At 70.0% G+C, this 23235-nt stretch carries 22 protein-coding genes and 1 tRNA gene; 12 read left to right on the top strand and 11 right to left on the bottom strand.

The window, feature by feature from the left end; all coding sequences use genetic code 11:
* The first annotated feature begins 46 nt into the window (after positions 1–46).
* From H4N64_RS07545 to H4N64_RS07530, 4 genes are all read left to right on the top strand, one after another.
* The gene (locus H4N64_RS07545) at positions 47–622 is read left to right on the top strand and encodes a calcium homeostasis/redox stress adaptation protein (RefSeq protein ID WP_186281330.1); all 576 of its coding nucleotides are present in this window, start codon (positions 47–49) and stop codon (positions 620–622) included.
* A 122-nt stretch (positions 623–744) separates the two neighbouring features.
* The gene (locus H4N64_RS07540) at positions 745–1320 is read left to right on the top strand and encodes a TerD family protein (protein WP_186281329.1); all 576 of its coding nucleotides are present in this window, start codon (positions 745–747) and stop codon (positions 1318–1320) included.
* 125 nt (positions 1321–1445) lie between these two features.
* On the top strand, positions 1446–2588 hold the full coding sequence (locus tag H4N64_RS07535) for a DUF475 domain-containing protein (RefSeq protein WP_186281328.1): 1143 nt from the start codon (positions 1446–1448) through the stop codon (positions 2586–2588).
* Between the two features lie 88 nt (positions 2589–2676).
* The gene (locus tag H4N64_RS07530) at positions 2677–3417 is read left to right on the top strand and encodes a TerD family protein (RefSeq protein WP_186281327.1); all 741 of its coding nucleotides are present in this window, start codon (positions 2677–2679) and stop codon (positions 3415–3417) included.
* Positions 3418–3429: 12 nt separating this feature from the next.
* Here the strand turns inward: H4N64_RS07530 and H4N64_RS07525 are convergent, their stop codons facing one another.
* A complete protein-coding gene (locus tag H4N64_RS07525; protein WP_186281326.1) occupies positions 3430–4242 on the bottom strand; it encodes a TerD family protein in 813 nt (270 codons plus the stop codon).
* Positions 4243–4428: 186 nt separating this feature from the next.
* Here H4N64_RS07525 and H4N64_RS07520 point away from each other — a divergent pair, with 186 nt between their 5' ends.
* Genes H4N64_RS07520 through H4N64_RS07510 form a run of 3 tightly spaced genes read left to right on the top strand, consistent with a single transcriptional unit; the run spans position 4429 to position 9018 of the window.
* Positions 4429–5595, top strand: coding sequence for an HpcH/HpaI aldolase/citrate lyase family protein (locus tag H4N64_RS07520; RefSeq protein WP_186281325.1), 1167 nt, complete (start codon positions 4429–4431; stop codon positions 5593–5595).
* A 22-nt stretch (positions 5596–5617) separates the two neighbouring features.
* A complete protein-coding gene (locus tag H4N64_RS07515; RefSeq protein WP_186281324.1) occupies positions 5618–8206 on the top strand; it encodes a phosphoribosyltransferase in 2589 nt (862 codons plus the stop codon).
* Positions 8206–9018, top strand: a complete 813-nt coding sequence (locus tag H4N64_RS07510; RefSeq protein ID WP_186281323.1) for an HAD family hydrolase — start codon at positions 8206–8208, stop codon at positions 9016–9018. Before H4N64_RS07515 ends, H4N64_RS07510 begins: the two co-directional genes overlap by 1 nt.
* A 110-nt stretch (positions 9019–9128) precedes the next feature.
* On the opposite strand, the gene H4N64_RS07505 is transcribed toward H4N64_RS07510, so the two are convergent.
* Positions 9129–9338 carry an FmdB family zinc ribbon protein gene (locus H4N64_RS07505; protein WP_186281322.1) on the bottom strand — a complete coding sequence of 70 codons (210 nt, stop codon included), beginning with the start codon at positions 9336–9338 and terminating at the stop codon, positions 9129–9131.
* 9 nt (positions 9339–9347) lie between these two features.
* Positions 9348–10724, bottom strand: a complete 1377-nt coding sequence (locus H4N64_RS07500) for a hypothetical protein (protein WP_186281321.1) — start codon at positions 10722–10724, stop codon at positions 9348–9350.
* Between the two features lie 167 nt (positions 10725–10891).
* On the opposite strand from H4N64_RS07500, the gene H4N64_RS07495 reads away from it, so the two are divergent.
* Positions 10892–10963, top strand: a tRNA-Val gene (locus tag H4N64_RS07495).
* A gap of 45 nt (positions 10964–11008) precedes the next feature.
* On the opposite strand, the gene H4N64_RS07490 is transcribed toward H4N64_RS07495, so the two are convergent.
* Positions 11009–11239, bottom strand: coding sequence for a DUF2277 domain-containing protein (locus H4N64_RS07490; RefSeq protein ID WP_186281320.1), 231 nt, complete (start codon positions 11237–11239; stop codon positions 11009–11011).
* 119 nt (positions 11240–11358) lie between these two features.
* Here H4N64_RS07490 and H4N64_RS07485 point away from each other — a divergent pair, with 119 nt between their 5' ends.
* Positions 11359–12255, top strand: coding sequence for a ketopantoate reductase family protein (locus H4N64_RS07485; RefSeq protein ID WP_186281319.1), 897 nt, complete (start codon positions 11359–11361; stop codon positions 12253–12255).
* Positions 12256–12277: 22 nt separating this feature from the next.
* Here H4N64_RS07485 and H4N64_RS07480 read toward each other — a convergent pair whose 3' ends face one another.
* Positions 12278–12784, bottom strand: coding sequence for a GNAT family N-acetyltransferase (locus H4N64_RS07480; RefSeq protein ID WP_186281318.1), 507 nt, complete (start codon positions 12782–12784; stop codon positions 12278–12280).
* 153 nt (positions 12785–12937) lie between these two features.
* Between H4N64_RS07480 and H4N64_RS07475 the strand changes: the two genes are divergently transcribed.
* Positions 12938–13279 carry a hypothetical protein gene (locus tag H4N64_RS07475; protein WP_186281317.1) on the top strand — a complete coding sequence of 114 codons (342 nt, stop codon included), beginning with the start codon at positions 12938–12940 and terminating at the stop codon, positions 13277–13279.
* Here H4N64_RS07475 and helR read toward each other — a convergent pair.
* The 6 genes from helR to H4N64_RS07445 form a co-directional block, all read right to left on the bottom strand.
* Positions 13262–15424, bottom strand: a complete 2163-nt coding sequence (helR, locus tag H4N64_RS07470) for an RNA polymerase recycling motor ATPase HelR (protein WP_418896249.1) — start codon at positions 15422–15424, stop codon at positions 13262–13264. The two genes, H4N64_RS07475 and helR, sit on opposite strands and share 18 nt — an antisense overlap.
* Before the next feature lie 146 nt (positions 15425–15570).
* Entirely contained in the window at positions 15571–16170 is a 600-nt protein-coding gene (locus H4N64_RS07465; protein WP_186281316.1) for a VTT domain-containing protein, read from the bottom strand.
* Positions 16171–16328: 158 nt separating this feature from the next.
* Entirely contained in the window at positions 16329–16766 is a 438-nt protein-coding gene (locus H4N64_RS07460; RefSeq protein WP_186281315.1) for a DoxX family protein, read from the bottom strand.
* Positions 16767–16815: 49 nt separating this feature from the next.
* A complete protein-coding gene (locus H4N64_RS07455; protein WP_186281314.1) occupies positions 16816–18705 on the bottom strand; it encodes an FAD/NAD(P)-binding protein in 1890 nt (629 codons plus the stop codon).
* A gap of 189 nt (positions 18706–18894) precedes the next feature.
* Positions 18895–20535 carry a DUF7800 domain-containing protein gene (locus tag H4N64_RS07450; protein ID WP_186281313.1) on the bottom strand — a complete coding sequence of 547 codons (1641 nt, stop codon included), beginning with the start codon at positions 20533–20535 and terminating at the stop codon, positions 18895–18897.
* A gap of 76 nt (positions 20536–20611) precedes the next feature.
* Entirely contained in the window at positions 20612–21256 is a 645-nt protein-coding gene (locus H4N64_RS07445; RefSeq protein ID WP_186281312.1) for an HNH endonuclease family protein, read from the bottom strand.
* 358 nt (positions 21257–21614) lie between these two features.
* Between H4N64_RS07445 and H4N64_RS07440 the strand changes: the two genes are divergently transcribed.
* Both H4N64_RS07440 and H4N64_RS07435 read left to right on the top strand, forming a co-directional pair.
* The gene (locus tag H4N64_RS07440; protein ID WP_186281311.1) at positions 21615–22196 is read left to right on the top strand and encodes a TMEM165/GDT1 family protein; all 582 of its coding nucleotides are present in this window, start codon (positions 21615–21617) and stop codon (positions 22194–22196) included.
* 214 nt (positions 22197–22410) lie between these two features.
* Entirely contained in the window at positions 22411–23073 is a 663-nt protein-coding gene (locus H4N64_RS07435) for an HAD family hydrolase (protein WP_186281310.1), read from the top strand.
* Positions 23074–23235: the final 162 nt, after the last annotated feature.

Genomic DNA, 23235 nt, shown 5'->3' with positions numbered 1-23235 from the left:
AAACGCATGGCGGGGCTCCCCGCCCCTGGACATCAATGGAGGACTCGTGGGAGTCAGCCTCAGCAAGGGCGGCAACGTATCTCTGAGCAAGGAGGCGCCCGGTCTGACCGCGGTCATCGTCGGTCTCGGGTGGGACATCCGGACCACGACCGGCACGGACTTCGACCTGGACGCGAGCGCGCTGCTGCTGAACTCGTCCGGCAAGGTCGCCAGCGACGCGCACTTCATCTTCTTCAACAACCTCAAGAGCCCGGACGGCTCCGTCGAGCACACCGGTGACAACCTCACCGGTGAGGGCGAGGGCGACGACGAGCAGATCAAGGTCAACCTCGCCGGCGTCCCCGCCGACGTGGAGAAGATCGTCTTCCCGGTGTCGATCTACGACGCCGAGAACCGTCAGCAGTCCTTCGGCCAGGTGCGCAACGCGTTCATCCGCGTCGCCAACCAGGCCGGCGGCGCCGAGATCGCCCGCTACGACCTCAGCGAGGACGCCTCCACCGAGACCGCGATGGTCTTCGGTGAGCTCTACCGTCACGGCGCGGAGTGGAAGTTCCGCGCCATCGGCCAGGGCTACGCCTCGGGCCTGCGCGGCATCGCGCAGGACTTCGGTGTGAACGTCTGAGCGAAGCAGTAGCCCGCGCTCCAACCGCCCGGCGCCGCACGGTTTGTGTGCGGCGCCGGACGCGCAGGGAAACAAGCGCGGGGAAACAACCAAAGAAGCAGCACCTGGGGAGGACCAGCATCATGGGCGTCACGCTCGCCAAGGGGGGCAATGTCTCCCTGTCCAAGGCCGCACCGAACCTCACCCAGGTGATGGTCGGGCTCGGCTGGGACGCACGCTCCACCACCGGAGCACCCTTCGACCTCGACGCCAGTGCGCTGATGTGCAACGGCGGACGGGTGATGGGCGACGAGTGGTTCGTGTTCTACAACCAGCTCAAGAGCCCGGACGGCTCCGTGGAGCACACCGGTGACAACCTCACCGGTGAGGGCGACGGCGACGACGAGTCGCTGGTGATCGACCTCTCCAAGGTGCCCGCCCAGTGCGACAAGATCGTCTTCCCTGTCTCGATCCATATGGCCGACGAACGCGGCCAGACCTTCGGGCAGGTCAGTAACGCCTTCATCCGGGTGGTGAACCAGGCCGACGGCCAGGAACTCGCCCGCTACGACCTCAGCGAGGACGCCTCCACCGAGACGGCGATGATCTTCGGCGAGGTCTACCGCTACCAGGGCGAATGGAAGTTCCGGGCGGTGGGACAGGGGTACGCGTCGGGACTGCGGGGCATCGCACTGGACTTCGGGGTCAACGTCTCATAACGCGATATGAGCAAAAGCCGGGCCAGGGTGGGCTGCGAAGGGGGGCCGACTAGACTTCGGCTTCAAAAGTTCGTAAAGCCGAGTACGGCGCGGGGGAGACCCGTACATACAGGATTGGGTAGCCAGTGCTTCTGAAAACCTTCGGCTGGTCGTTCGCGGTCACCGCGCTCGGCCTCGTCGCAGCGGTCCTCATCGGGGGGTGGACCGCCTTCGGTATCGTGGCGATCCTCTCCATCCTTGAGATCTCGCTGTCCTTCGACAACGCAGTGGTCAACGCCGGAATCCTGAAGAAGATGAATGCCTTCTGGCAGAAGATCTTCCTCACCATCGGCATCTTGATCGCTGTCTTCGGTATGCGGCTGGTCTTTCCTGTCGTCATCGTCGCCATCAGCGCCTCGATGGGCCCGATCGAGGCCGTCGACCTCGCACTGACCGACAAGGATCGTTACGAACAGCTCGTCACCGACGCCCACCCGTCGATCGCGGCCTTCGGTGGCATGTTCCTGCTGATGATCTTCCTCGACTTCATCTTCGAGGACCGGGACATCAAGTGGCTCGGCTGGATCGAGCGCCCGCTGGCCAAGCTGGGCAAGGTCGACATGCTGTCGGTCTGCATCGCGCTGATCGTCCTGCTGGTCACCTCCATGACCTTCGCGACCCACGCCCATCTCCACGCGGGCAGCGCGGACAAGGCAGAGACGGTTCTGCTCTCCGGCGTCGCCGGTCTCATCACCTACATGATCGTCGGCGGTCTCTCCGGCTACTTCGAGGACAAGCTCGAAGAAGAGGAGGAGCGCGAGCACGAGGAGGAGGAAGCGGCGGAGCGCGCGGGCAAGCCACGCTCGGCGATCGTCCTGGCCGGCAAGGCCGCGTTCTTCATGTTCCTCTACCTTGAGGTCCTGGACGCGTCCTTCTCCTTCGACGGCGTCATCGGCGCCTTCGCCATCACCAACGACATCGTCCTGATGGCCCTCGGCCTCGGTATCGGCGCCATGTACGTCCGGTCGCTCACGGTCTACCTGGTCCGTCAGGGCACCCTCGACGACTACGTCTACCTGGAGCACGGCGCGCACTACGCGATCGGCGCCCTCGCCGCGATCCTGCTGATCACCATCCAGTACGAGATCAGCGAGCTGATCACCGGCTCCATCGGCGTCATCCTGATCGGCTGGTCCTTCTGGTCCTCCGTCCGCCGCAACCGCGCGCTCGCGGCGGCCGAGGGAAAAGCGGAGGCCTCGGACAAGACTGAGGTCTCGTCCGGGGTGTGACACCCCTCGGAGTGAGGAACGCTTCTCGACGGGGCGGCCGGAAGCCCGGCCGCCCCGTCGGCTTACCTGAGTGCATGTGGGGGCGGGAATGGGCTTGTTCGACGGGCTGCTCCGGAGTGGACGTGCCGCCCAGTTCGACTCGGGCAGCGCGTCGTCCAACGCGATCGAGCTGACCAAGCGGCACGGCCAGGTCTCCCTCACCAAGCAGGACGCGGCAACCGGGCATCTGCGGATCAATCTGAACTGGCGGATGCGCAGCTCCGACATAGGCGGGCCGCAGCGGGAGAGCCTGCTGCGGCATCCCTTCAAGGCGCTGAAGCCGCCGGAGGTCATCGGGCACAGCCAGTCCATGGTCAACGTCGACCTGGACCTCGGGTGCCTGTACGAGCTGACCGACGGCTCGAAGGGCGTGGTCCAGCCCCTGGGCGGGTTCCTCGGGGACGTCAACGCGCCGCCGTACGTCAAGCTCAGCGGGGACGACCGGTTCGGGTCGGCGTCCGGGGAGACGATGTACGTCAACCTCGATCAGCGCGAGAACATCAAGCGGCTGCTGGTCTTCGTGTACATCTACGACCAGACGCCGGCGTTCGACCGGACCCAGGCGATGGTCACGCTCTATCCGAGCAACGGCCCGCGGATCGAGATCGGTCTCGACGAACGGCATCCGCAGGCCCGGTCCTGCGCGGTGGTGATGATCGAGAACGTGAAGGGCGAGATCTTCGTCCGACGCGAGGTCAAGTTCGTGTACGGGTTCCAGGCGGAACTCGACCGGTTGTACGGGTGGGGATTGCAGTGGGGGCGGGGCTACAAGGCCAAGTCGGACCGGTAGCCCCGCGCACCGCTACCGTCCGATGAACTGCGGCCCCTGCGGCGGCAGCCGGAAATCGCCCGCCGGGACCGGGGTCACCGGCGTCACCGGCGGCGGGTAGCCGTAGCCGCCGTAGGCCGGCTGGCTGGTCGGCTGGGGGTAGCCGTAGGCCGGCTGGGTCGTGGGCGGGGTCTGGGGGAAGCCGTACGCCGATTGCGGGGGCACCGCCGTGGTCGGCTGCTCGGGCGGCAGGGGCTGGGACCTCGGCTCCTCCGGGGGCTCCTGCGCGGCCGCCGCCTCCGACTCCTCCTCCACCGAGATGCCGAAGTCCGTGGCCAGGCCCTCCAGGCCGTTCGAGTAGCCCTCGCCCAGCGCGCGGAACTTCCAGCCCTCACCGCGGCGGTACAGCTCGCCGCAGATCAGCGCCGTCTCCTCGCCGGTCTCCGGCTTGATGTCGAAGTGCAGCAGGGGCTCACCGTCGGCGACGGAGGCGTCGTACAGCAGGATGCGGAGCGCCCGTACGTGGTCGAAGGGGGCGCCGTCCGCCGAAGCGACCAGATAAATCTGGCTGACGTCGGGCTCGACACCGGAGAGATCTGTCTGGATCGTGTCGGTGAGGCCCTCGGCGACCCGCTTCTTGCCGAGCCGCCAGACCTTCCCGGAGGGGTGACGGGGCTGGTTGTAGAACACGAAGTCCTCGTCGGATCGCACACGACCGTCGGGGCCGAGGAGCAGCGCCGAGGCGTCGACATCCGGGACCCCCTGCCCGGGCGTCCAGCGGAGCACGGCACGTACGGTCGTGGCTTCGAGCGGGACGTTCGACCCCTTCAGCATCGCGTGCGTCATGCGGTCATCCTGCCCTCTCGGTAGTGATCACGACAACGCGGGGGTACATGATCAGCTGACCATGTCCTTACGCGCGTTACCAGAAATTCATGCCCTACGGGAACCCCTGACATAGGTCTCTACGTACTATTACCGGCCACCTGTGAACGGATCGCAGGGGTCGCTCAGCCACCACGGGGGAGTTTTATGCGTCATTTCGGGCACATCGCCCCAGAGGTGCGGCAGCGCCTCTTCCACCAGGAGCCCTGCGAGTTCGACGCGGACTCCTCGGTCCGGCTGCTCTCCACGGCCCTGGGCGCCACGCTGTACAGCCCGGCCACCCGGCCCCGGCTCGCCGAGGACGCCCTCAAGCAGGCGGCACGTGGCGTGGTCTCGATGGTGCTGTGCCTGGAGGACTCGATCGGCGACGAGGACGTGGCCGCGGGCGAGGAGAACCTCGTCCGCCAGTTCACCGACCTCGCCGCCCGGGAGCGGGCGGACCTGCCGCTGCTCTTCATCCGGGTCCGCGCCCCCGAACAGATCCCCGACCTGGTACGACGCCTCGGCCCCGCCGTACGCCTGCTGTCCGGGTTCGTGCTGCCGAAGTTCACCGAGGAGCGCGGCATCCCCTTTCTGGAGGCGGTGGCGAGCGCCGAGGCGGCCAGCGGGCGGCGACTCTTCGCCATGCCCGTGCTGGAGTCGCCCGAGCTGCTCTTCCGTGAGTCCCGGGTGGAGACGCTGGAGGGGATCTTCCGGGCGGTCGACAAGTATCGTGAAAGAGTGCTCGCGCTGCGCCTCGGCGTGACCGATTTCTGCTCCTCCTACGGTCTTCGCCGGGCTCCCGACATGACGGCGTACGACGTCCAGATCGTCGCCTCCGTCATCGCCGACGTGGTCAACATGCTCGGCCGGGCCGACGGCACCGGATTCACCGTGACCGGCCCGGTGTGGGAGTACTTCCGCGTGCAGGAACGTATGTTCAAGCCCCAGCTGCGGCGCAGCCCCTTCCTGGAGGGCCAGGCCGAGGAACTGCGCGAGGCCCTCATCGAGCACGCCATGGACGGCCTGCTCCGCGAGATCGCCCTCGACCAGGCCAACGGCCTCACCGGCAAGACCTGCATCCACCCCTCCCACGTCCTGCCCGTGCACGCGCTGTCCGTGGTCAGTCACGAGGAGTTCAGCGACGCGCAGGACATCCTGCGGCCCGAGCGCGGCGGCGGGGGCGTGCTGCGGTCGGCGTACACGAACAAGATGAACGAGGTGAAGCCGCACCGCGCCTGGGCCGAGCGGACCCTGCTGCGCGCCGAGGTCTTCGGTGTGGCCAACGAGGACGTCGGTTTCGTCGAGCTGCTCGCAGCCGGAATCCCCGGCTGACACCTCACAAACCAAGGGACGCATGAACAAGGCAGTGAACAACGCGGTCTGGTCCGGCACCTGGGTCGCCGAGCGGCTCGGGGTCGAACTCAAGGGCGACGACACGCTGAAGGACCTGCTGGGACTCGCGCTGCGCCGCAACCCCAAGCGGGCGCATCTGCTCGTCTCCCAGGTGCTCGGCAAGCACGTCCCGCAGTCGCCGTCCGTGGTCTACGGCCATGGCCTCGCCCTCGGCCGACGGGTCCGCGACCTGCTGGGCGCCGAGGAGGCGGCCGCCGCGGTCGTCCTCGGCTACGCGGAGACCGCGACCGGCCTCGGCCACGCCGTCGCCGACGGCGTGGGCCTGGCCCCCTACCTCCACTCCACCCGCCGCCCGGTCCCCGGAGTGGCCCCTGCGGGCGGTTTCGAGGAGTCCCACTCCCACGCGACCTCGCATTTGCTGCTGCCCGAGAACCCGTCCCTGCTGGTCGGCGACGGCCCGCTGATCCTGGTCGACGACGAGTTCTCCACGGGGAACACGGTGCTGAACACCATCCGGGATCTTCACCAGCGTTATCCGCGGCGACGGTACGTCGTGGTGGCGCTGGTGGATATGCGCTCGGCGGCCGATGCGAGCCGCCTCGCGGACTTCGCCAGGGAGATCGGAGCCCGGGTTGATCTTGTAGCCGCCGCTACGGGGACGGTACGACTGCCGGAGGGGGTGTTGGAGCAGGGGCAGGAGTTGGTGGCGCGGTACGAGGCAGAGAGTGCCGCGACGGGTGGTTGGTCGTCTGCGGGATCGTCGTGGCTGGTCGCGCAGTTCCCCGCGCCCCTTGAGGGCGATGGCGGGGCCGCGAGCTTTGAAGCCGACGGTCGGACCACCTCCCTAGGGACGCGGGGAACTGCGCGACCGGCCCCCACCGGCCCGCAGCCGACGATCAACCGAATAGACCTGCACTGGCCCCGCGGCCTCCCCGACGGCGGAAGACACGGCTTCACCCCGGCGCACCGAACACGCCTGGAAGCCGCCCTCCCCGCCATGGCCGCAAGGCTCGCCGAAGCACTGCCCGCCAATGCCCACCGCGTGCACATCCTCGGCTTCGAAGAGCTGATGTACGCCCCCCTCCGCCTCGCCCGCGAGCTGGAGCAGATCACCGACGCCGAGATCCGCTACTCCACCACCACCCGCTCACCGGTCCTCGCGGTCGACGACCCCGGCTACGCGATACGCACCCGCCTCGTCTTCCCCGCCCACGACGACCCCGCCGACGGCCCGGGCGACCGCTACGCCTACAACGTCGCCGGCGCCGACTTCGACGCGATCGTCGCCGTAGTCGACTCAACGGCCGACACCCCGGAACTGCACGCCCCCGGCGGCCTGTTGGACCGGCTCGGGGAACACACCCCGCACGTCCTGCTCGTGGTCGTACCGTCCTACGTCCCCGAGCCCCTGTACGTACCCGAAAGGCCCTCGATGCTGCCCGAGCCACTCCGCGGCCCCGCCTTCTCCTCGTACCCCCCGGAGGAGGTCGGCTGGCTGCTCCAGGACCTGTCCGAGGTGACCCTGGAGGCGCCGACCGAGGAGCGCGAGGAGGCCATCCAGAGCGGCGGCGCGCACTACGCGGAGTCGCTGCCGGTGGAGTACCAGCCCAGCGAGCAGTACCAGCAGCTGTTCCAGGCCGCGCTGGAGGAGTCGGCGTCCCGGCTCGCACAGGCGGTCGGCGCGGTGACGGAGGTCGTGCTGGCCGAGCGTTCGCCGCGCCCGGTGCTGGTGTCGCTGGCCCGCGCGGGCACCCCGGTCGGCGTCCTGATGCGCCGCTGGGCCCAGCATCGCCACGGCCTGGACCTGCCGCACTACGCCGTCTCCATCGTGCGGGGCCGCGGCATCGACGCCAACGCGCTGCGCTGGCTCGCCGCCCACCACGACCCGCGGGACATCGTCTTCGTCGACGGCTGGACCGGCAAGGGCGCCATCACCCGCGAACTGACCGCCGCCATCGAGGAGTTCGAGGCTGCCGAGGGCGTCACCGGCTTCGACCCGGAGATCGCGGTACTGGCCGACCCGGGCTCCTGCGTACGGACGTACGGCACCCGCGAGGACTACCTGATCCCCTCCGCGTGCCTCAACTCGACGGTGTCCGGCCTGATTTCGCGTACCGTCCTGCGCGCGGACCTGGTCGGCCCGAACGACTACCACGGCGCGAAGTTCTACCGCGAACTCGCAGGCGCCGATGTCTCGGTGGACTTCCTGGACGCCGTCTCCGCCCGCTTCACCGAGGTCGCGGACGCGGTGGACGCCCAGGCCAAGGAACTGCTGTCGGCCGACCGGACGCCAACCTGGGAGGGCTGGGCGGCGGTTGAGCGCATCAGCGAGGAGTACGGCATCCACGACGTGAACCTCGTCAAGCCCGGCGTCGGCGAGACCACCCGCGTGCTGCTGCGCCGGGTGCCGTGGAAGATCCTGGCGCGAGCGGGGGCCGGGGCCGACCTGGACCATGTCCGCCTGCTCGCCGAACAGAGAGGGGTCCCGGTGGAAGAGGTCGCCGAACTGCCGTACACCTGCGTGGGGTTGATCCACCCCAAGTACACGCGCGGTGCGACGGGCGCCGACGGCAAGGCGGTGACCCTCTGATGCCGGTGCTGGTGGCGAGCGATCTGGACCGTACCCTCATCTACTCCTCGGCGGCCCTCGCGCTGACCATGCCGGACGCGCGGGCGCCCCGGCTGCTGTGCGTGGAGGTGCACGAGAGCAAGCCCCTGTCGTACATGACCGAAACGGCCTCGCAGTTGCTGGCGGAACTCGGCGACGCGGCGCTCTTCGTACCGACCACGACCCGCACCCGCAAGCAGTACCAGCGCATCAACCTCCCCGGCCCGCCCCCGAAGTACGCGATCTGCGCCAACGGCGGCCACCTCCTGGTGGACGGCGTCTCCGACCCCGAATGGCAGGCCCGGGTCAGGGCCCGACTGGCCGAGGAGTGCGCACCCCTCGACGAGGTCCGCGAGCATCTGATGGCGACGGCGGACCCGATGTGGGTACGCAAGCACCGGGTCGCCGAGGACTTCTTCGCCTACCTGGTCGTAGAACGGGAGTTGCTGCCCGAGGACTGGGTGAAGGAACTCGCCGTATGGGCGGAGAACCGAGGCTGGACGGTCTCGCTCCAGGGCCGCAAGATCTACGCCGTACCCAAGCCGCTGACCAAGAGCGCGGCGATGCATGAACTGGCCCGACGCACAGGCGCGGACCTGACGCTGGCGGCAGGCGACTCACTCCTCGACGCGGACCTGCTCCTCGCGGCGGACAAGGGCTGGCGCCCCGGGCACGGGGAACTGGCGGACGCGGAGTGGACGGCGCCGGGGATCAGCTCGCTGCCGGAGCGGGGGGTGCTGGCGGGGGAGAGGATTCTCAGGGAGTTCCTGAGGGAGACGCAGGCGCCGAAGTAGTCGTTCGGGGGTATGGGGGCCAAAGCCCCCTATAAGGGGCGCGGGGCTGTATCAATGTGCGGCTCCGCCGCGTGTGCGCGACCAGCCCCCACGCACCCGCAGTGAGCCGACTAGCCGCAGCACCCACCACCGCAACAGCCGCCCCCTTGACGCGCGGGCGCACTCGCACTCGCCGTGCCACCCACAGCCACCGTCGACAACAACTTCACCGTGTCGTCATGCCCCACAGGGCAGGCAGCGGGGTCGCCGGACTCAGCCATGGGCCGACTCAGTTCAAAGGTGTCACCGCACGTCCGGCACCGATACTCATAGCGAGGCATGCCGACAGACTAACCGCCGGAGGCACCCCGCTCCCCACGGATCTGCGCCACGACCCGAGCCACGGTCCGCCGCACCGCTTCCATCTCCGTCAAGAAGTGCCAGTAGTCGGGATGGCGCCCCTCCAGGGTGCCGACCGCCCGCTCCAGCCGACCGACGGAGTCGTCCAGCGGCCGGGCATGCCGAGGATCAGGCGTGTTCCGCCCGGCCATCGCCAACCGCTGCGCATCCCGGATCGCGAACCGCGTACGGTCGATCTCGGCGGCAGGATCCTTCTGCACGGCGTTCAGCCGCCGCAGCCGGTCACCGGCGGCCGACACGGACTCGTCCGTGGAGTTCAGCAGCGCCCGAACCGTGGACAACAGCGCCGTGGCATCCGGCCACCGCTGCTCGTCCCGCGCCGCCTGCGCCTCCTTCAGCTTCAGCTCGGCCTGCCGCACATTCTCCACAGCCTGATCAGGCACCCCCTGAAGATCCTGCCAGCAGGCCGCGGTGAACCGCCGCCGCAGCTCACTCAGAACCGGCTCGACCTGCCCGGAACGGGTCGTGAGGGCCTGCGCCCGAGTCCGCAGGGACACCAGCCGATGATCGATCTCGGCGGCCCGCTCCGGCAGCCGGCCCGCCTCCACGCGCACCGCCTCGGCCTCCCGGGCGACACGCTCGGCCCGCTCCAGCGTCTGCGGCACGCCATGCTGCCCGGCACCCTGGTTCAGCCTGGTCAGCTCCGGCGCCAGAGCCGCGAGCCGGGCCGCGAGGTCGTCCGCCTTCAGCCCCGACGACCGCGCGGTATCCAGGGCGTTGGACGCGGCGAGCAGCCCCTGCCGGGCGCGCTCCACGGCGGGGGCCAGCCGGGCCAGCTGCGTCTCCGCCTTGCCGAGCAGCGGCCCGAGCCCGTCCCCGAAACGGTCCAGCTCCCCCTTGACCCGGACCAGCTCCTCCTTGGCCCTGGTCAGCGCGGTGCGCGCCTGCGCGGCGGTCGAGGCCTCCAGATCGTCCCGGTCGAGGTCATGGGCGTCGACGGCCTCGATGTACTGATGGCTGGCCTCGTCGATACGCCGGCTGATCGCCTGGAAGTCGGTGACCGCCCGACGGGCGGCGGGGGAGTCGTCGACGGCCGTGATGGTCTCGATCGAGATCCGCAGATCGCGCTGGGCGGTGTCGAGTTCGTAGAACGCGGCCGCGGCGGCGTCCTTCGCGGCCTGCGCCTCGGCCCGCTGACTCTCGGCGCGCCCGCCGAACCAGCGCCGGGTGCCGCCGCCGGCGAACGCGGCGGGCAGCACGAGCGCGGCGAGCAGCGGCAGGCCGACGAGGGTGAGGGTGTCTTTGAATGCCTGACGAGGTGCGCGCGGCACCGACGGCGAGTCCGACTGCGAAGGTGTCGCCGTCACATCCCTCTCCCGTGCTGTGGTCCGCCCTGCCCGGCGCTGTCATTCTCCCACCGGTTAAGGACGAACACACGGGCCGGTCAGTTCGCGGTTCGGACCGTGACTTTGCGAGGTTAACCCCTGGGTTTGCGGGGCAGTGCCCCGGGCAAGGTACGCTGTCGACTCATCCCGGGTGCGTAGCTCAGGGGTAGAGCGCCTGCCTTACAAGCAGGATGTCGGCGGTTCGAAACCGTCCGCGCCCACATCGGAGGAGAAGGTCCCGGCCGTTATGGCCGGGGCCTTCTTCGTCAGCCGGCCTTGCGGGCTGTCTGGCCTCTTACCTCCAGGCCTGCCAGGAGCTCTGCCGTGGCCTCGGCGATGGTGTCCACCGCTCGGTCGAAGACGTCCCTGTTGTGGGCGGCCGGGGCTCTGAAGCCGGACACCTTGCGGACGTACTGGAGGGCGGCGGCCCTGATCTCGTCTTCGGTGGCCTCTTCGGGCAATACCGGCGGGCGGAGTGTCTTGATGCTGCGGCACATGCGTCCAGTCTTACTCGCGGCACTGACAATCCGCCCCCGAGTGGTCATCGGGTCTGTCATGATCGCCGCGTGGCGGCCACCGACTCAGATGGGGCCGACCGATGAAGGGGTGTACATCCATGACCGACTTCACCGTCGCGATACTCGGACCCGGTGGCATCGGGGGCCTACTCGGTGCGCTGCTCTCCCGTTCCGGGTGCCGGGTCATCTGTCTGGCCGGCGAGGGGACCGTCGGCGTCCTGCGGGACTCCGGGATTCAGGTGCGCAGTGGGCTTTACGGGGACTTCGGGGCGCCCGTCGAAGCGGATACCGTTCTGCGTGAACCCGTGGACGCCTGTCTTGTCGCCGTCAAGCACACCTCCCTCGACGCGGCCCTGGAGCGGGTTCCGGCCAAGGCTCTCGGCGACGCCCTCCTCGTACCGTTTCTCAATGGTGTCGAGCATCCTGCTGTGCTGCGTGATCGGTACCGTCCGGACCTTGTCGCTCCTGGCGTGATCCGCGTCGAGTCCACCCGTGTCGCCCCGGGTGTCATCGAGCACGGGAGTCCGTTTGCCGAGATCGATCTCACCGGTGATCTCGTGTCCCGTGAGCGGCTGGACGCGCTGGCCCGGGTTCTTGGGGAGGCCGGGCCCACTACCCGTGTGCTTGAGGACGAGACCGGTGCCCTGTGGGCGAAGATGTCCTTCCTCGCGCCCTTCGCCCTGCTCACCGCCCGGTATCGGCTTCCGTTGGGTGACGTGCGTACGCGGTACCGGGAGGAGCTGACCGCTCTCGTCGAGGAGACCGCTGCTGTCAGTCGGGCGTGTGGTGGTCCCGCCCATCCTGCCCAGGCTCTCGCTCGCTACGACGCGTTCCCGCCCGCGACCAAGTCCTCCATGCAGCGCGACGTCGAGGCCGGTCGTCCCATCGAGCTGGACGCCATCGGCGGGGCGCTGCTGCGTGCGGCGGAGCGGTATGGCGTCGCCGTGCCCGTTACGGCCCGTCTCGTGCGGGAGCTTCGGGCTGCCGGGTACTGATTCACGTCGTCGTCCGCCGCCGTCAGACGCCGAACGGCTTCGCGTAGCGGATCGTGCCCTCGGGCAGGGGATCGGCCCCCAGGGCGAGAGCCATCAAGGCCTCGTCCGGGACGTCGAAGGTCACGCCGATGCCATGGGCGGAGGCGCGGGTGAAGCCGAAGCGCGGGTAGTAGGCGGGGTGGCCGAGGACCGTCACGAAGCGTTCGCCCTTCTCCCGCGCCGCGTTCAGGGCCGCCCGGATCGCCGCGCCGCCCGCGCCCGTGCGCTGGTGGTCGGGGCGGACGGCGACGGGGGCCAGGCACAGGGCCGGTACGTCGTCGATGTGGCAGCGGGTCAGCAGGGCGTAGCCCACGGGTTCGTCGTCGGTGTCGGTGCTGACGTAGGACAGGCCGTCGATCCAGGCGTCGTCGGTCCGCAGCGCGTCCACCAGGTCGGCCTCCAGCGGCGTCTCGAACGCGGCGAGGACGATCTCACGGACGGCGTCGATGTCGGCGGTCGTCTCGGGGCGTGCGGTCCAGAGTGGGGTCATGGGTCCATTTTGGGCGGTGCGATGAGTCTCTCGGCCGGGTGGGGTCGGTTCCCGAGTACGAACTAATGGCGGCTCAGGACATCACGCACCCGTTCGAATGAACCCCGCGAAGTAACTCGCGACCAAAAATCGAACAGGCGTACCATTGCGGCCGTGGCTACGACCTATGACTTTCCGAGTGACCTCCTCGCCGGTCAGGAGGAGCTGCATCAGGTCAGGGCCGAGCTGTCGGCCCTGCTCAAGCGGCTGCCCTGGTCGGTCGAGCCGCTGGACGGATTCAGTGACGACAACGGCTGGCGGAAGATCGAGCGGCCCGCCTCTCCCGGCTGGACCGCCGATGAGCAGGCAGCCGTGGAGAAGCTCCGGCAGCGCGAGCACGAGCTCGCGGTGTTCGTCAGCACGCACCGCTTCTGGGCGGAGGTCGCCGCCGCCGACCGGGTGGACGCCCGGATGAAGGCCAAGCACACCCGCGACACATCAGGTGAGGACGACTAGCCGCTGGGTCGCCCTGGTCATCGCCACATAGCGGTCCACCGCTCCCTCGATGCCCTCGCCGAACTTCTCCGGGTCCACCACGACCACCAGGTCGAACTCCAGCCCCTTCGACAGTTCCGGAGTCAGCGACCGGACCCGGGGGGTGGCCCGGAAGGTCGGGTCGCCGATCACACAGGCGATCCCGTCGTCGTTCGCGGCGAGCCAGCTCTCGATGATCGCGTCCCGGTCCGAGAGCGGGCCGTGCAGCACGGGGATGCCCGACCTCCGGATCGACGTCGGTACGTTGGCGTCCGGGAGCGCCGCCCGGATGACCGGCTCCGCCTCCGTCATCACCTCTTCCGGGGTGCGGTAGTTGACGCTGAGGGACGCCACCTCGACCCGGTCAAGGCCGATCCGTTCGAGCCGTTCCCGCCAGGTCTCGGTGAAGCCGTGCCGGGCCTGGGCGCGGTCGCCGACGATCGTGAAGCTGCGGGACGGGCAGCGCAGCAGCAGCATCTGCCACTCCGCGTCGGTCAGTTCCTGCGCCTCGTCCACGACGATGTGCGCGAAGGGTCCTGCGAGCAAGTCCGGGTCCGCGGTGGGCAGTTCGGACTCGTCGACCAGGTTGCGTCGGAAGTCCTCGCGGCGCAGCTGGGTCATCAGGCCCTCGCCGTCGTGGTCGGCCGCGATCAGGTTCTCGACGACCTGGGCCATACGGTCGCGCTGGGCGTCGAGGGCGGCCTGCGCCCGGCGCCTGCGCCTGGCCGCCTTCGGGTCGCCGAGCCGCTGCCGTGCCGCGTCCAGGATCGGCAGGTCGGACACCGTCCAGGCCTGCGGGGCCGCCTTGCGCTGCAACAGCCGGACCTCGTCGGGGGCGAGCCAGGGCGCGCACAGCCGCAGATAGGCGGGGACCGACCACAAGTCGCCGACGAGATCGGCGGCTTCGAGCAGCGGCCAGGCGCGGTCGAGGGTCTCGACCAGCTCCGCGTCGTGCTGGAGCGCCCTGCGGAACTGCTCGGGCGGGATGTCGCCGTCGTGCTTGTCCAGCAGGATCGTGACCAGTTCCGCCCAGATCAGGTCGCGTCCTTCGTTGTGCGGGGTGCTCGGTCCGGGGGCCTGGAAGGCCTCGGCCCAGTCGGCGGCGCTGAGCCGGACGTCGGCCCAGGGGGTGCTGACCGTCATGCCCTCGGTGGGCGGCTCCTCGTAGAACGTGACGGCTTTCTCGATCGCCCGCACCATGTCCGCGGAGGACTTCAGACGGGCCACCTCCGGATCGGTCTCCTCCGGCGCCCCGGCACCCTCGGCGACGAGATCCCGCACCGTGCAGGTCTGCACGCCCTCCTCGCCGAGGCTGGGCAGGACATCGGAGACATACGACAGATAGGGCTGGTGCGGGCCCACGAAGAGCAGGCCGCCGCGCCGGTGGCCGAGGCGGGGGTCGGAGTAGAGGAGGTAGGCGGAGCGGTGCAGGGCGACGACGGTCTTTCCGGTGCCCGGGCCGCCGTCGACGACGAGGGCGCCGCGCGATCCGGCGCGGACGATGGCGTCCTGGTCGGACTGGATGGTGGCGAGTACGTCGCGCATCCGGTCCGAGCGGTTGGTGCCGAGGCTCGCGATGAAGGCGGACTGGTCGTCGAGTGCCGCATGGCCCTCGCGGCCGTCGGCGGTGAACACCTCGTCCCAGTAGTCGCTGATCCGGCCGCTCTTCCAGCGGTAGCGGCGGCGGCTCGCGAGGCCCATCGGGTTGCCGTGGGTGGCCGCGAAGAACGGCTCGGCCGCGGGGGAGCGCCAGTCGAGCAGCAGCCGGCGGCCGGTGCTGTCGGTGAGGCCGAACCGGCCGATGTACACGGGCTCCGGTTCGTCCGCGGCGACGATGTGGCCGAGGACCAGGTCGAGTCCGAAGCGGCGCAGGGCGCGCAGCCGGCCGGTGAGCCGGTGGACCTCCGTGTCCCGGTCCATCGCCGCGCGGCCCGCGCCGCCGGGCGCCTTGAGTTCGGCGGCCAGTTGCTCGGACAGTTCGGTGATGGTCTGTTCCAGGCTCTCGGCGATGGCCGCGAAGTGCCGCTCGTCGGCGGCGATCAGAGCCGGATCGGCCTTGGCGGCCAGTCGCTCGGGAAGGTCGAACGCGCTCTCACTGGACAGGTCGATCGACAAAGAAGCACTCACTTCGTGAATCACTCATTTCCGCAGCTACTGGCGTTGAGATGAGCGATTGTGCGGCACCTGGGGGGCCTTGCCGCAAGGCCCCCTGTGCGCTATAAGTTGAGAGTGGCAAGGGATGTCTGAACCCTTGCCTTTCTTCTTGCCCCGGGTCAGGCAGGCCGTCGCCGCACCAGATACGTCGCCCCCGCCCCGGCCGCCACCAGCGCCCCCAGCGACACCCCGGTCGCCAGCCAACTGGTCCCCATCCACTGCGCGCCGAAGTAGCCGAGCGCCACGCTGTAGGTCGCCCATGACAGGCCCGCCAATGCCGACCAGGGCAGGAAGTCGCGGGCGCGGCGGTGTGCCGCACCGGCGCAGAAGGAGACGACTGAGCGGCCGGCCGGGGCGAAGCGGGCGAGGACGACCAAGGCGCCGCCGCCGCGTGAGAGGGCGGCGCCGAGACGTTCCTGCGCGGTCGTCAGACGGCGGGAGCGGGCGATAGCGCGATCCAGGCGGGCGCCGCCGTGCCAGGCGAGGCGGTATGCGACCAGGTCGCCCAGGACGGACGCGGTGGCGGCGCAGAGTGTGAGCGCCAGGATGTCAGGGACCTCGGCGGCCGTACCCGCTGCCGCCGTGGTGGCGGCCATGATCACCAGTACGCCGCTCGGCAGGACCGGCACGAACACATCCAGCAGGACCGACAGGGCTACGACCCCGTAGATCCATGGGCTGGCGGCCAATGATCCAACACTTTCGAAACTCTCCAGCACCCCGACTCCCCGTTTCCCCCGTGGTTGTACAGCGTACGCGGCAGGGAGTGACGGGTGATTCACAGGGGGCACGTGTGTTCAACACGTGATGTTCACCGGCGGGGTCGGCTGACGACGACGGCGCCCGCCCCCACCGGGACGGGCGCCGTCGTCGTACGTCAGACCGCCACGGGCGTCTGCTCCGCGGCCGGTTCGCGCCGCGCCGAGGAGCGCTTGGCGAACAGGCGGTCCAGGCCGAATGCTCCGGAGCCGGTGAAGATCAGCAGGAACATCGCCCAGCAGAACATCGCGGCGCCTTCACCGCTGTTCTGGATGGGCCACAGGGCCTCCGGCTGGTGGACCTTGAAGTAGGCGTACGCCATCGCGCCCGAGGAGATGAAGGCGGCGGCGCGGGTGGCGAGGCCGAGCAGGACCAGGCTGCCGCCGACCAACTCGATGACGGCGGCGTACCAGTTGGGCCAGGCGCCGGTCTCGACGGTCTGGCCGCCGAGCACGCCGAAGAGCGAGGAGGCGCCGTGGCAGGTGAAGAGCAGTCCGACGACTATGCGGAACAGGCCGAGGGCATACGGCTGGGCGCTGTTGAGGCGTCCGGTCATGTGGGGGCTCCTTGGATCCGTGGGGACGGGAGTGCCTGTGAGCCCTAGGCTAGGCAGGCCTTATGGTGCTTGCAAGTTCAACATTCGGCCGTACGGCGGGCTCCGTTTCCTCCGTAGCAGTACGCAGAACGGCCCTCGCCACCGCGTCGGCGTCCGAAAGTGTGACCGAATCCACGCCCGGCCTGGCCCCCGCCGCGGTCACCCAGTGCACGCCCTCGGTCGGCACCCCGAACGCGAACCGCCGTGCGTGCGCGTGCCCTTGACGGTCCATCAGGCGATACGGTCGCCCGGTCACGTCCAGTCCGCCGGTCTCGTACCCGTCGACCGTGTGCGGACGGCACTGCCCGGTCTTCAGCAGCCGGCCGAGGAGTTCGTCGGCCGTGCGGCGCAGGTCCGGTTCCGGGAGCCGGGCTTCGACGAGCGTGGTGACCCGGACCGCCGAACCCGGCACCGCCGGGGAGTGCGCGACCCACGCCCCGCCTTCCTCCCGCACCTCAAGGCGCGGCCCGAGCACCTCCACCACGCCCGCCTCCATCAGCGCCACCAACTCCTCGATGCGGCGCCGGGGCGGGCCGATGGAGAGGAAGGCGTTGAGCGGGGTGTACCAGCGGTCCAGATGGTCCCGGCGGGAAGCCCCGCTCAGTCCGCCGTGGTCCACGATCTGCCGCAGCTCGTTGCGCAGATCGCGCAGCACATCCAGGGCCGCTTTCAGTGGGCCCGCCGCATTGCCGAGGGCGGCCTGCTGGGCGTCCTCGCGCAGATAGGCCAGCAGCCAGCCGCGCCAGGCCATCGGGTCGGCGAAATCCCGCCCCCCGTACGGCCGGGAGATCCGGTCCCAGGACCAGCGGTCGGCCTCGGATATCCCGAACTCGTCCAGTACGGCGGACTCTTGGGGACTCCGGTGCGGGGCGGTGAGGAAGCGGTCGGTGAAGTCGGGGGAGGAGCCGAGCAGTGCGTCGTAGTAGACCGTCTCCACCTCCTTCGCCACCAGCGGCCATATCTCCGTGAGGAAGTCCGGGGCCTCGCCGGAGTCGGCGCGCTTGCGGAAGGCGGCGATGACCTCGGGAGTGAGGACCAGGGGGAGATGGCGGCCGTAGGGGCCCTTGGCGTTGTCGCCGCGCGCCTGGTACGGCAGACCGCGACGCGAACCGGCGTACAGGCGCGGCTCGTTGCCGGAGCGGATGTACCGCAGCCCCTGCCCGCCGCGGACGAAGCGGCCGCCCCTGCCGGTGGTCAACAGGGCCATGTGGTCGAAGAAGTTGAGGCCCAGACCGCGCAACAGCACGGGTTCGTCGGGGAGTACGGCCGACAGGTCGACGTCGGCCGGGTTCGCGGGCGGGGTGTAGCGCAGGCCGTGCTCCTCGGCGTACGCGGTCGTGCCGCGCTGTGTGGCGTCGGGGGCCGTCGGGAGGTGGCCCTGGGCGAGGACGACCGCCGAAAGGCCGGTCAGGGTGCGGCCGTTGTCGAGGGTGAGTGTCTGGCGGCCGTCGGGGGCGTCGTCGAGCCGTGTCGCGCGGGCCGGGTGGGTCTCGACGCGGACCGTGGGCGGCGCCTCGCGGACCGTGCGGGCGAACACCCACTCCAGGTAGCGGCCGTAGTGGGCGCGGGTCGGGTACTCGTCGGGGCCGAGCGTGCCGGCTGCCCACTCGTGCAGGCTGGGGCCGGGGCGCAGCGGGCCCGAGCAGTCCACGCTCTCGTCGGTGAACAGCGTCACCTGGCAGGCCACGGTGTTCATCAGCAGCTCGGGCGACTGGGCGGTGCGCCACACGCGCCCGGGGCCCGGCGGGGCCGGATCGACCACGTGGACCGTCAGCCGGGCGCCCGGCGGGAGGAGCTCCGGGGCGGAGGCGCAGAGGCGTTCCAGGACGCTGGTACCGCGCGGGCCGGCGCCGACCACGGCGACGGCCAGGGGTGCGGGGTCCGTGGTCGGTGCAGACAAGAGGGTGACTCCCGGGCGGTGGGGCGCGTGGGCGGGCGGACCGCCGACTCCGTTGGAAGCGGACGGTCCGCCTCATCATGCCGTCGGCAGGGGGTGGATCCGGGCCCGGGGTGCGAGGACTGTGGGATGCGTCACTGGCATCAGGGGCATCGGATGCCACAGGTGCGACAACCGCCCGAAAGGGGCCTATTACGGGCTGAGTTCGGACTCGGCGACCATCCGCAGCCGTGCCCCGCCGCCCTTCACGGGCCGCGCCTGCTCCAGCCGCACCGACGCCGAACGCCCGCGCAGCGCCAGGGTCATCAGCTGGTTGCCGAACCAGGGCCCGCCCGTGCGCCGCCAGTCGACACCCGGCCGTGGCACCCCGCCGTGCCCCGCGATCCGCCGCCCCAGCGCCCGCGCGAGGGCGCTCCACCCGAACCGGAAGCCGAGGCGGATGTACAGCGGGATGGAATTGTGGACGGGAGAGCAGGTCAGCTGGACGACCCGGGCCTCAGGCCCGCTGCCCTCCGGCCAGGTCGGCTCGGCGACATACGCGTGATGGACGTCCCCCGACAGCACGCACACCGTCGCCGGCGCCCCGGGCCCCGAACCCGCCTCGCGGATCGCCTCCGCCAGCGCGTCGAAGGACGCCGGGAAGGCCGCCCAGTGCTCCAGGTCCGCCGCACGTCTGAGCCGCTCCCCGAACCGGGCCCAGCGCTCGCCCCGTTCACCCCGGCACAGCGCGGCGTCCCAGGCCTCGGCGTCATGCACCAGATGCGGCAGCAGCCAGGGCAGCGAGGTGCCGATGAGGAGATGGTCGTAGTCCCCGCGCCCCTCGTGTATCTGCTCGCGCAGCCACTGCGCCTCTCCCGGATCGAGCATCGCGCGGTGCTGTTCGTCGAGGACGCGGGCGGCGCGGGTGTCGACCATCAGCAGCCGTACCCGGCCGAAGTCGCGCCGGTAACTCCAGCGCACCGAGGCCGGGTCGGTGTCGGCCCCGCAGGCGAAGGCGCGCAACTCGTCGGTGCCGTCGGGGGTCTGGCGTACGGCGGCGTAGAGCGGGTCGGTGGCCAGCTCGGCCGGGGTGAGGTTGCCCAGGTGCTGGTGGACCCAGTACGACATCAGCCCGCTCAGCAGGCGCTCGCGCCACCAGGGGGTGGCCCGCATTTCGGCGAGCCAGGAGGCGGAGGTGTTCCAGTCGTCGATGACGTCGTGATCGTCGAAGATCATGCAGCTGGGGACGGTGGAGAGCAGCCAGCGCACCTCGGGATCCAGCCAGGACTCGTAGTAGAGGCGGGTGTACTCCTCGTAGTCCGCGACCTCGCTGCCCGGGGGTTCGCTGAGGTCGCGGCGGGCGGCGAGCCAGTGGCGGGTGTCCTCGGAGACCTCGTCGGCGTACACCTGGTCGCCGAGCAGCACCAGGACGTCCGGGCGGTCGCCGTCCGGGTCCGCCGCGATCCGGGCCGCGAGGGTGTCCAGGGCGTCCGGGCCGACCGTGTCGTGCCCGCCCTCCGGCGGGGCGGCCCAGCGGCAGGAGCCGAAGGCGACGCGGACGGTGTCGTCCTCGGCCGGGGTGCGGATCACCGAGGGCGGGAAACGGGAGTCCGGGAGCGGCCACACGCGCGTGCCGTCCAGGAACACCTCGTACGGCTGTGTGGTGCCGGGTGTGAGGCCGGTGACCTCGATCAGGGCGTAGTGGTGGCCCGCGACCTGGAAGGTGCGGGACTCACCACGCGCGCCGTCCGCGCCGCGCACCTCGGCGCCGCACGGACGGCTCGTCTCGACCCAGACGGTCGCGGACGAGCCGTCGGCGTATCTCAGCAGGGGTCCAAGGCGCAGGTCCGCCACAACGATCACTCTCCTCCGTCGCCCCGTACGGTACGGAACGACGGAGGTCAGTGGGGAGGTTCCGGGGCCTTCGGGATCAGCAGGCGTTCAGGTAGCTGGTGAGCGCGCTCTTCTCGGCGGAGTCCACGGACAGGTCGTAGTAGTACTTCACCTGGACCCAGGCGCGGACGTAGGTGCAGCGGTAGGCGGTGCGGGACGGCATCCAGGTGGCGGGGTCCTGGTCGCCCTTGGACTGGTTGACGTTGTCGGTGACCGCGAGGAGCTGCGGGCGGGTCAGGTCGTTGGCGAAGGCCTGGCGCTTGGAGCTGGTCCAGTTGTCGGCGCCGGAGTCCCAGGCCTCGGCCAGCGGGACGAGGTGGTCGATGTCGAGGTCGGAGGCGAGGGTCCAGGTGGCGCCGTCGTACGGGGAGTACCAGCTGCCGCTGGTGGCGGCACAGGAGGAGTCGGTGACGACGTTCGAGCCGTCGCGCTTGAGGACCGTCTCGCGGGTGTTGCAGGTGCCCGAGATGGTGATCCAGTGGTTGAACAGGTCGCGGCTGTAGCCGGTGCGGTCCTCGGTGGCGACCGTGAGGGATGCGAGGTAGGTCCGGGCGGTGGACGCGCTGACCGGGGTGGGCAGCGCGGCGGAGGCGGTCGGGCCGTTGAAGAGGCTGACGGAGGCTGTGAGACCGGTGAAGGCGGCGAGTATGCTCAGCCGTCGACGCGCGTAGAACTTCGACATGCGAACTCCCTTGGGGTGTGGGGGCGTTGGGCGTGCGAGCGAGGGAATGCTCGCCACGCCGTGTTGCGGGGAGGTGTGCGTTGCGTGAGAAGTTAATGACGCGTGCATGACATGACAAGGTTTACGGTGAAACGATCACGTACGATGGATCGCGCAGAAGGGGAGTAGCTCTTCGCCGGACCGTCGACATACTGCTCAGCTCGTCTGAGCCGGCGCCCGGAGGCGGACCTCGGATTCGGGGTCCTGCCAGCGAGACCTTCGGCAACGCAGTGCATTTTCCGTGTGCTGCCGTGCCGAGGTGTCTTTGTGTAAGCGGTACTGCACTCTCGGTGGGGCGGCCCCGACCGATTGAGGAACCTTGATCAGCTTCAGTGTGACGGCGCTTGTCTTCGGCGTCGTCTTTCTCGCGGAACTGCCGGACAAGACGGCGCTTGCGGGGCTTGTGCTCGGTACGCGGTACCGGGCGTCGTACGTCTTCGCGGGGGTTGCCGCCGCGTTCGCCCTGCATGTCGCGCTCGCCGTCGCGGCGGGGAGTGTCCTGACCCTGTTGCCGCAGCAGATCGTGCACGCGCTGACCGGTGTGCTGTTCCTGGGTGGCGCGGCGATGCTGCTGCTGAAGAAGGACGAGGGCGAGGGGGAGGTCCGGCGGCCGGAGAACCAGTCCTTCTGGAAGGTGTCCGGGGCGGGGTTCATGCTGATTCTCGTCGCCGAGTTCGGTGATCTGACGCAGATCATGACGGCGAATCTGGCTGCGCGGTACGACGATCCGCTGTCGGTGGGGCTCGGTGCGGTGCTGGCGCTGTGGGCTGTGGCCGGGCTCGGGATCGTGGGCGGCAGGGCGCTGATGAAGCGGGTGCCGTTGACGCTGATCACGCAGGTGGCGGCGCTGTTGATGCTGGTGCTCGGGGTGTGGAGCCTGTGGGAGGCGGTCGCCGGGTGATGTGCGGGTGGGCTTCGGCTGATCTTCGGGCTGATCTTCGGCTGATCCTCGGGTGATCCTCGGGTGAGCTGAACGGTCGGTGAACGTTTGCCGTGGGTGGTGGCGGGATCATGGAACGGTTTTGTACCGTGGGGGAACAAAGTGGCTCCCGCCCGTTTTCCCTGACCGGCGGGCGGGACCACCTTGTTTCCCGCCCCGTGCTTAGGAGTTGCCGATGACGGCCACCGCCGTGCTCACCGCCTGCGCCCTCCTGCTGGACATGGACGGCACCCTCGTCAACTCGGACGCCGTCGTGGAGCGGATCTGGCGCCGTTGGGCCGATCGGCACGGGCTTGACGGGGACGAGGTCATGAAGGTCGTCCATGGGCGGCAGGGGTACGCCTCGATGGCGTTGCTGCTGCCCGGGCGGCCCATGGCGCAGAACCATGCGGAGAACGCGCGGATGCTCGCGGAGGAGACGGCGGACATGGAGGGGGTCGTCGCGATTCCGGGGGCGGGGGAGTTTCTGTCCGGCCTGCGAGCCTCGTCCGTGCCGCATGCGTTGGTGACGTCGGCGGATGTGGCCTTGTCCACGGCGCGGATGGCTGCGGCGGGGCTGGCGCTGCCGGATGTGCGGGTGACCGCCGAGTCGGTGGGGGCGAGCAAGCCGGATCCGGAGGGGTTCTTGAAGGGCGCGGCCGAGTTGGGGGTGGCTCCGGCGGACTGTGTGGTCTTCGAGGACTCGGGGGCGGGGATTCAGGCGGGGCGTTCTGCGGGGATGCGGGTGGTGGGGGTCGGGCCTCGGGCCGGGTTCCATGGGCCGGATGTGGTGGTGCGGGACCTTACGCAGGTGCGGGTTGAGGTGGCCGACGGGGGAGTGCGGCTGCACGTGGGCTGAGGCGGGTGGTTTTCGCCCCCGCCGCCCCTACCCGTCCCTCCCCCCAGAGGGGGGATCCCCACCAGGGGCTGCCGCCCCTTCAACCCCGCCAGAGGGCTGCGCCCCTTGGACCTCGGCCGGGCTGGGCCCCGGACCCCGGCTGGGCTCCGATCCTGGACCCCG

The organism is Streptomyces cupreus (assembly GCF_014257025.1).
In the GTDB taxonomy this organism is placed as follows: domain Bacteria; phylum Actinomycetota; class Actinomycetes; order Streptomycetales; family Streptomycetaceae; genus Streptomyces; species Streptomyces cupreus.
This window is presented reverse-complemented; position numbering and strand designations above follow the sequence as displayed.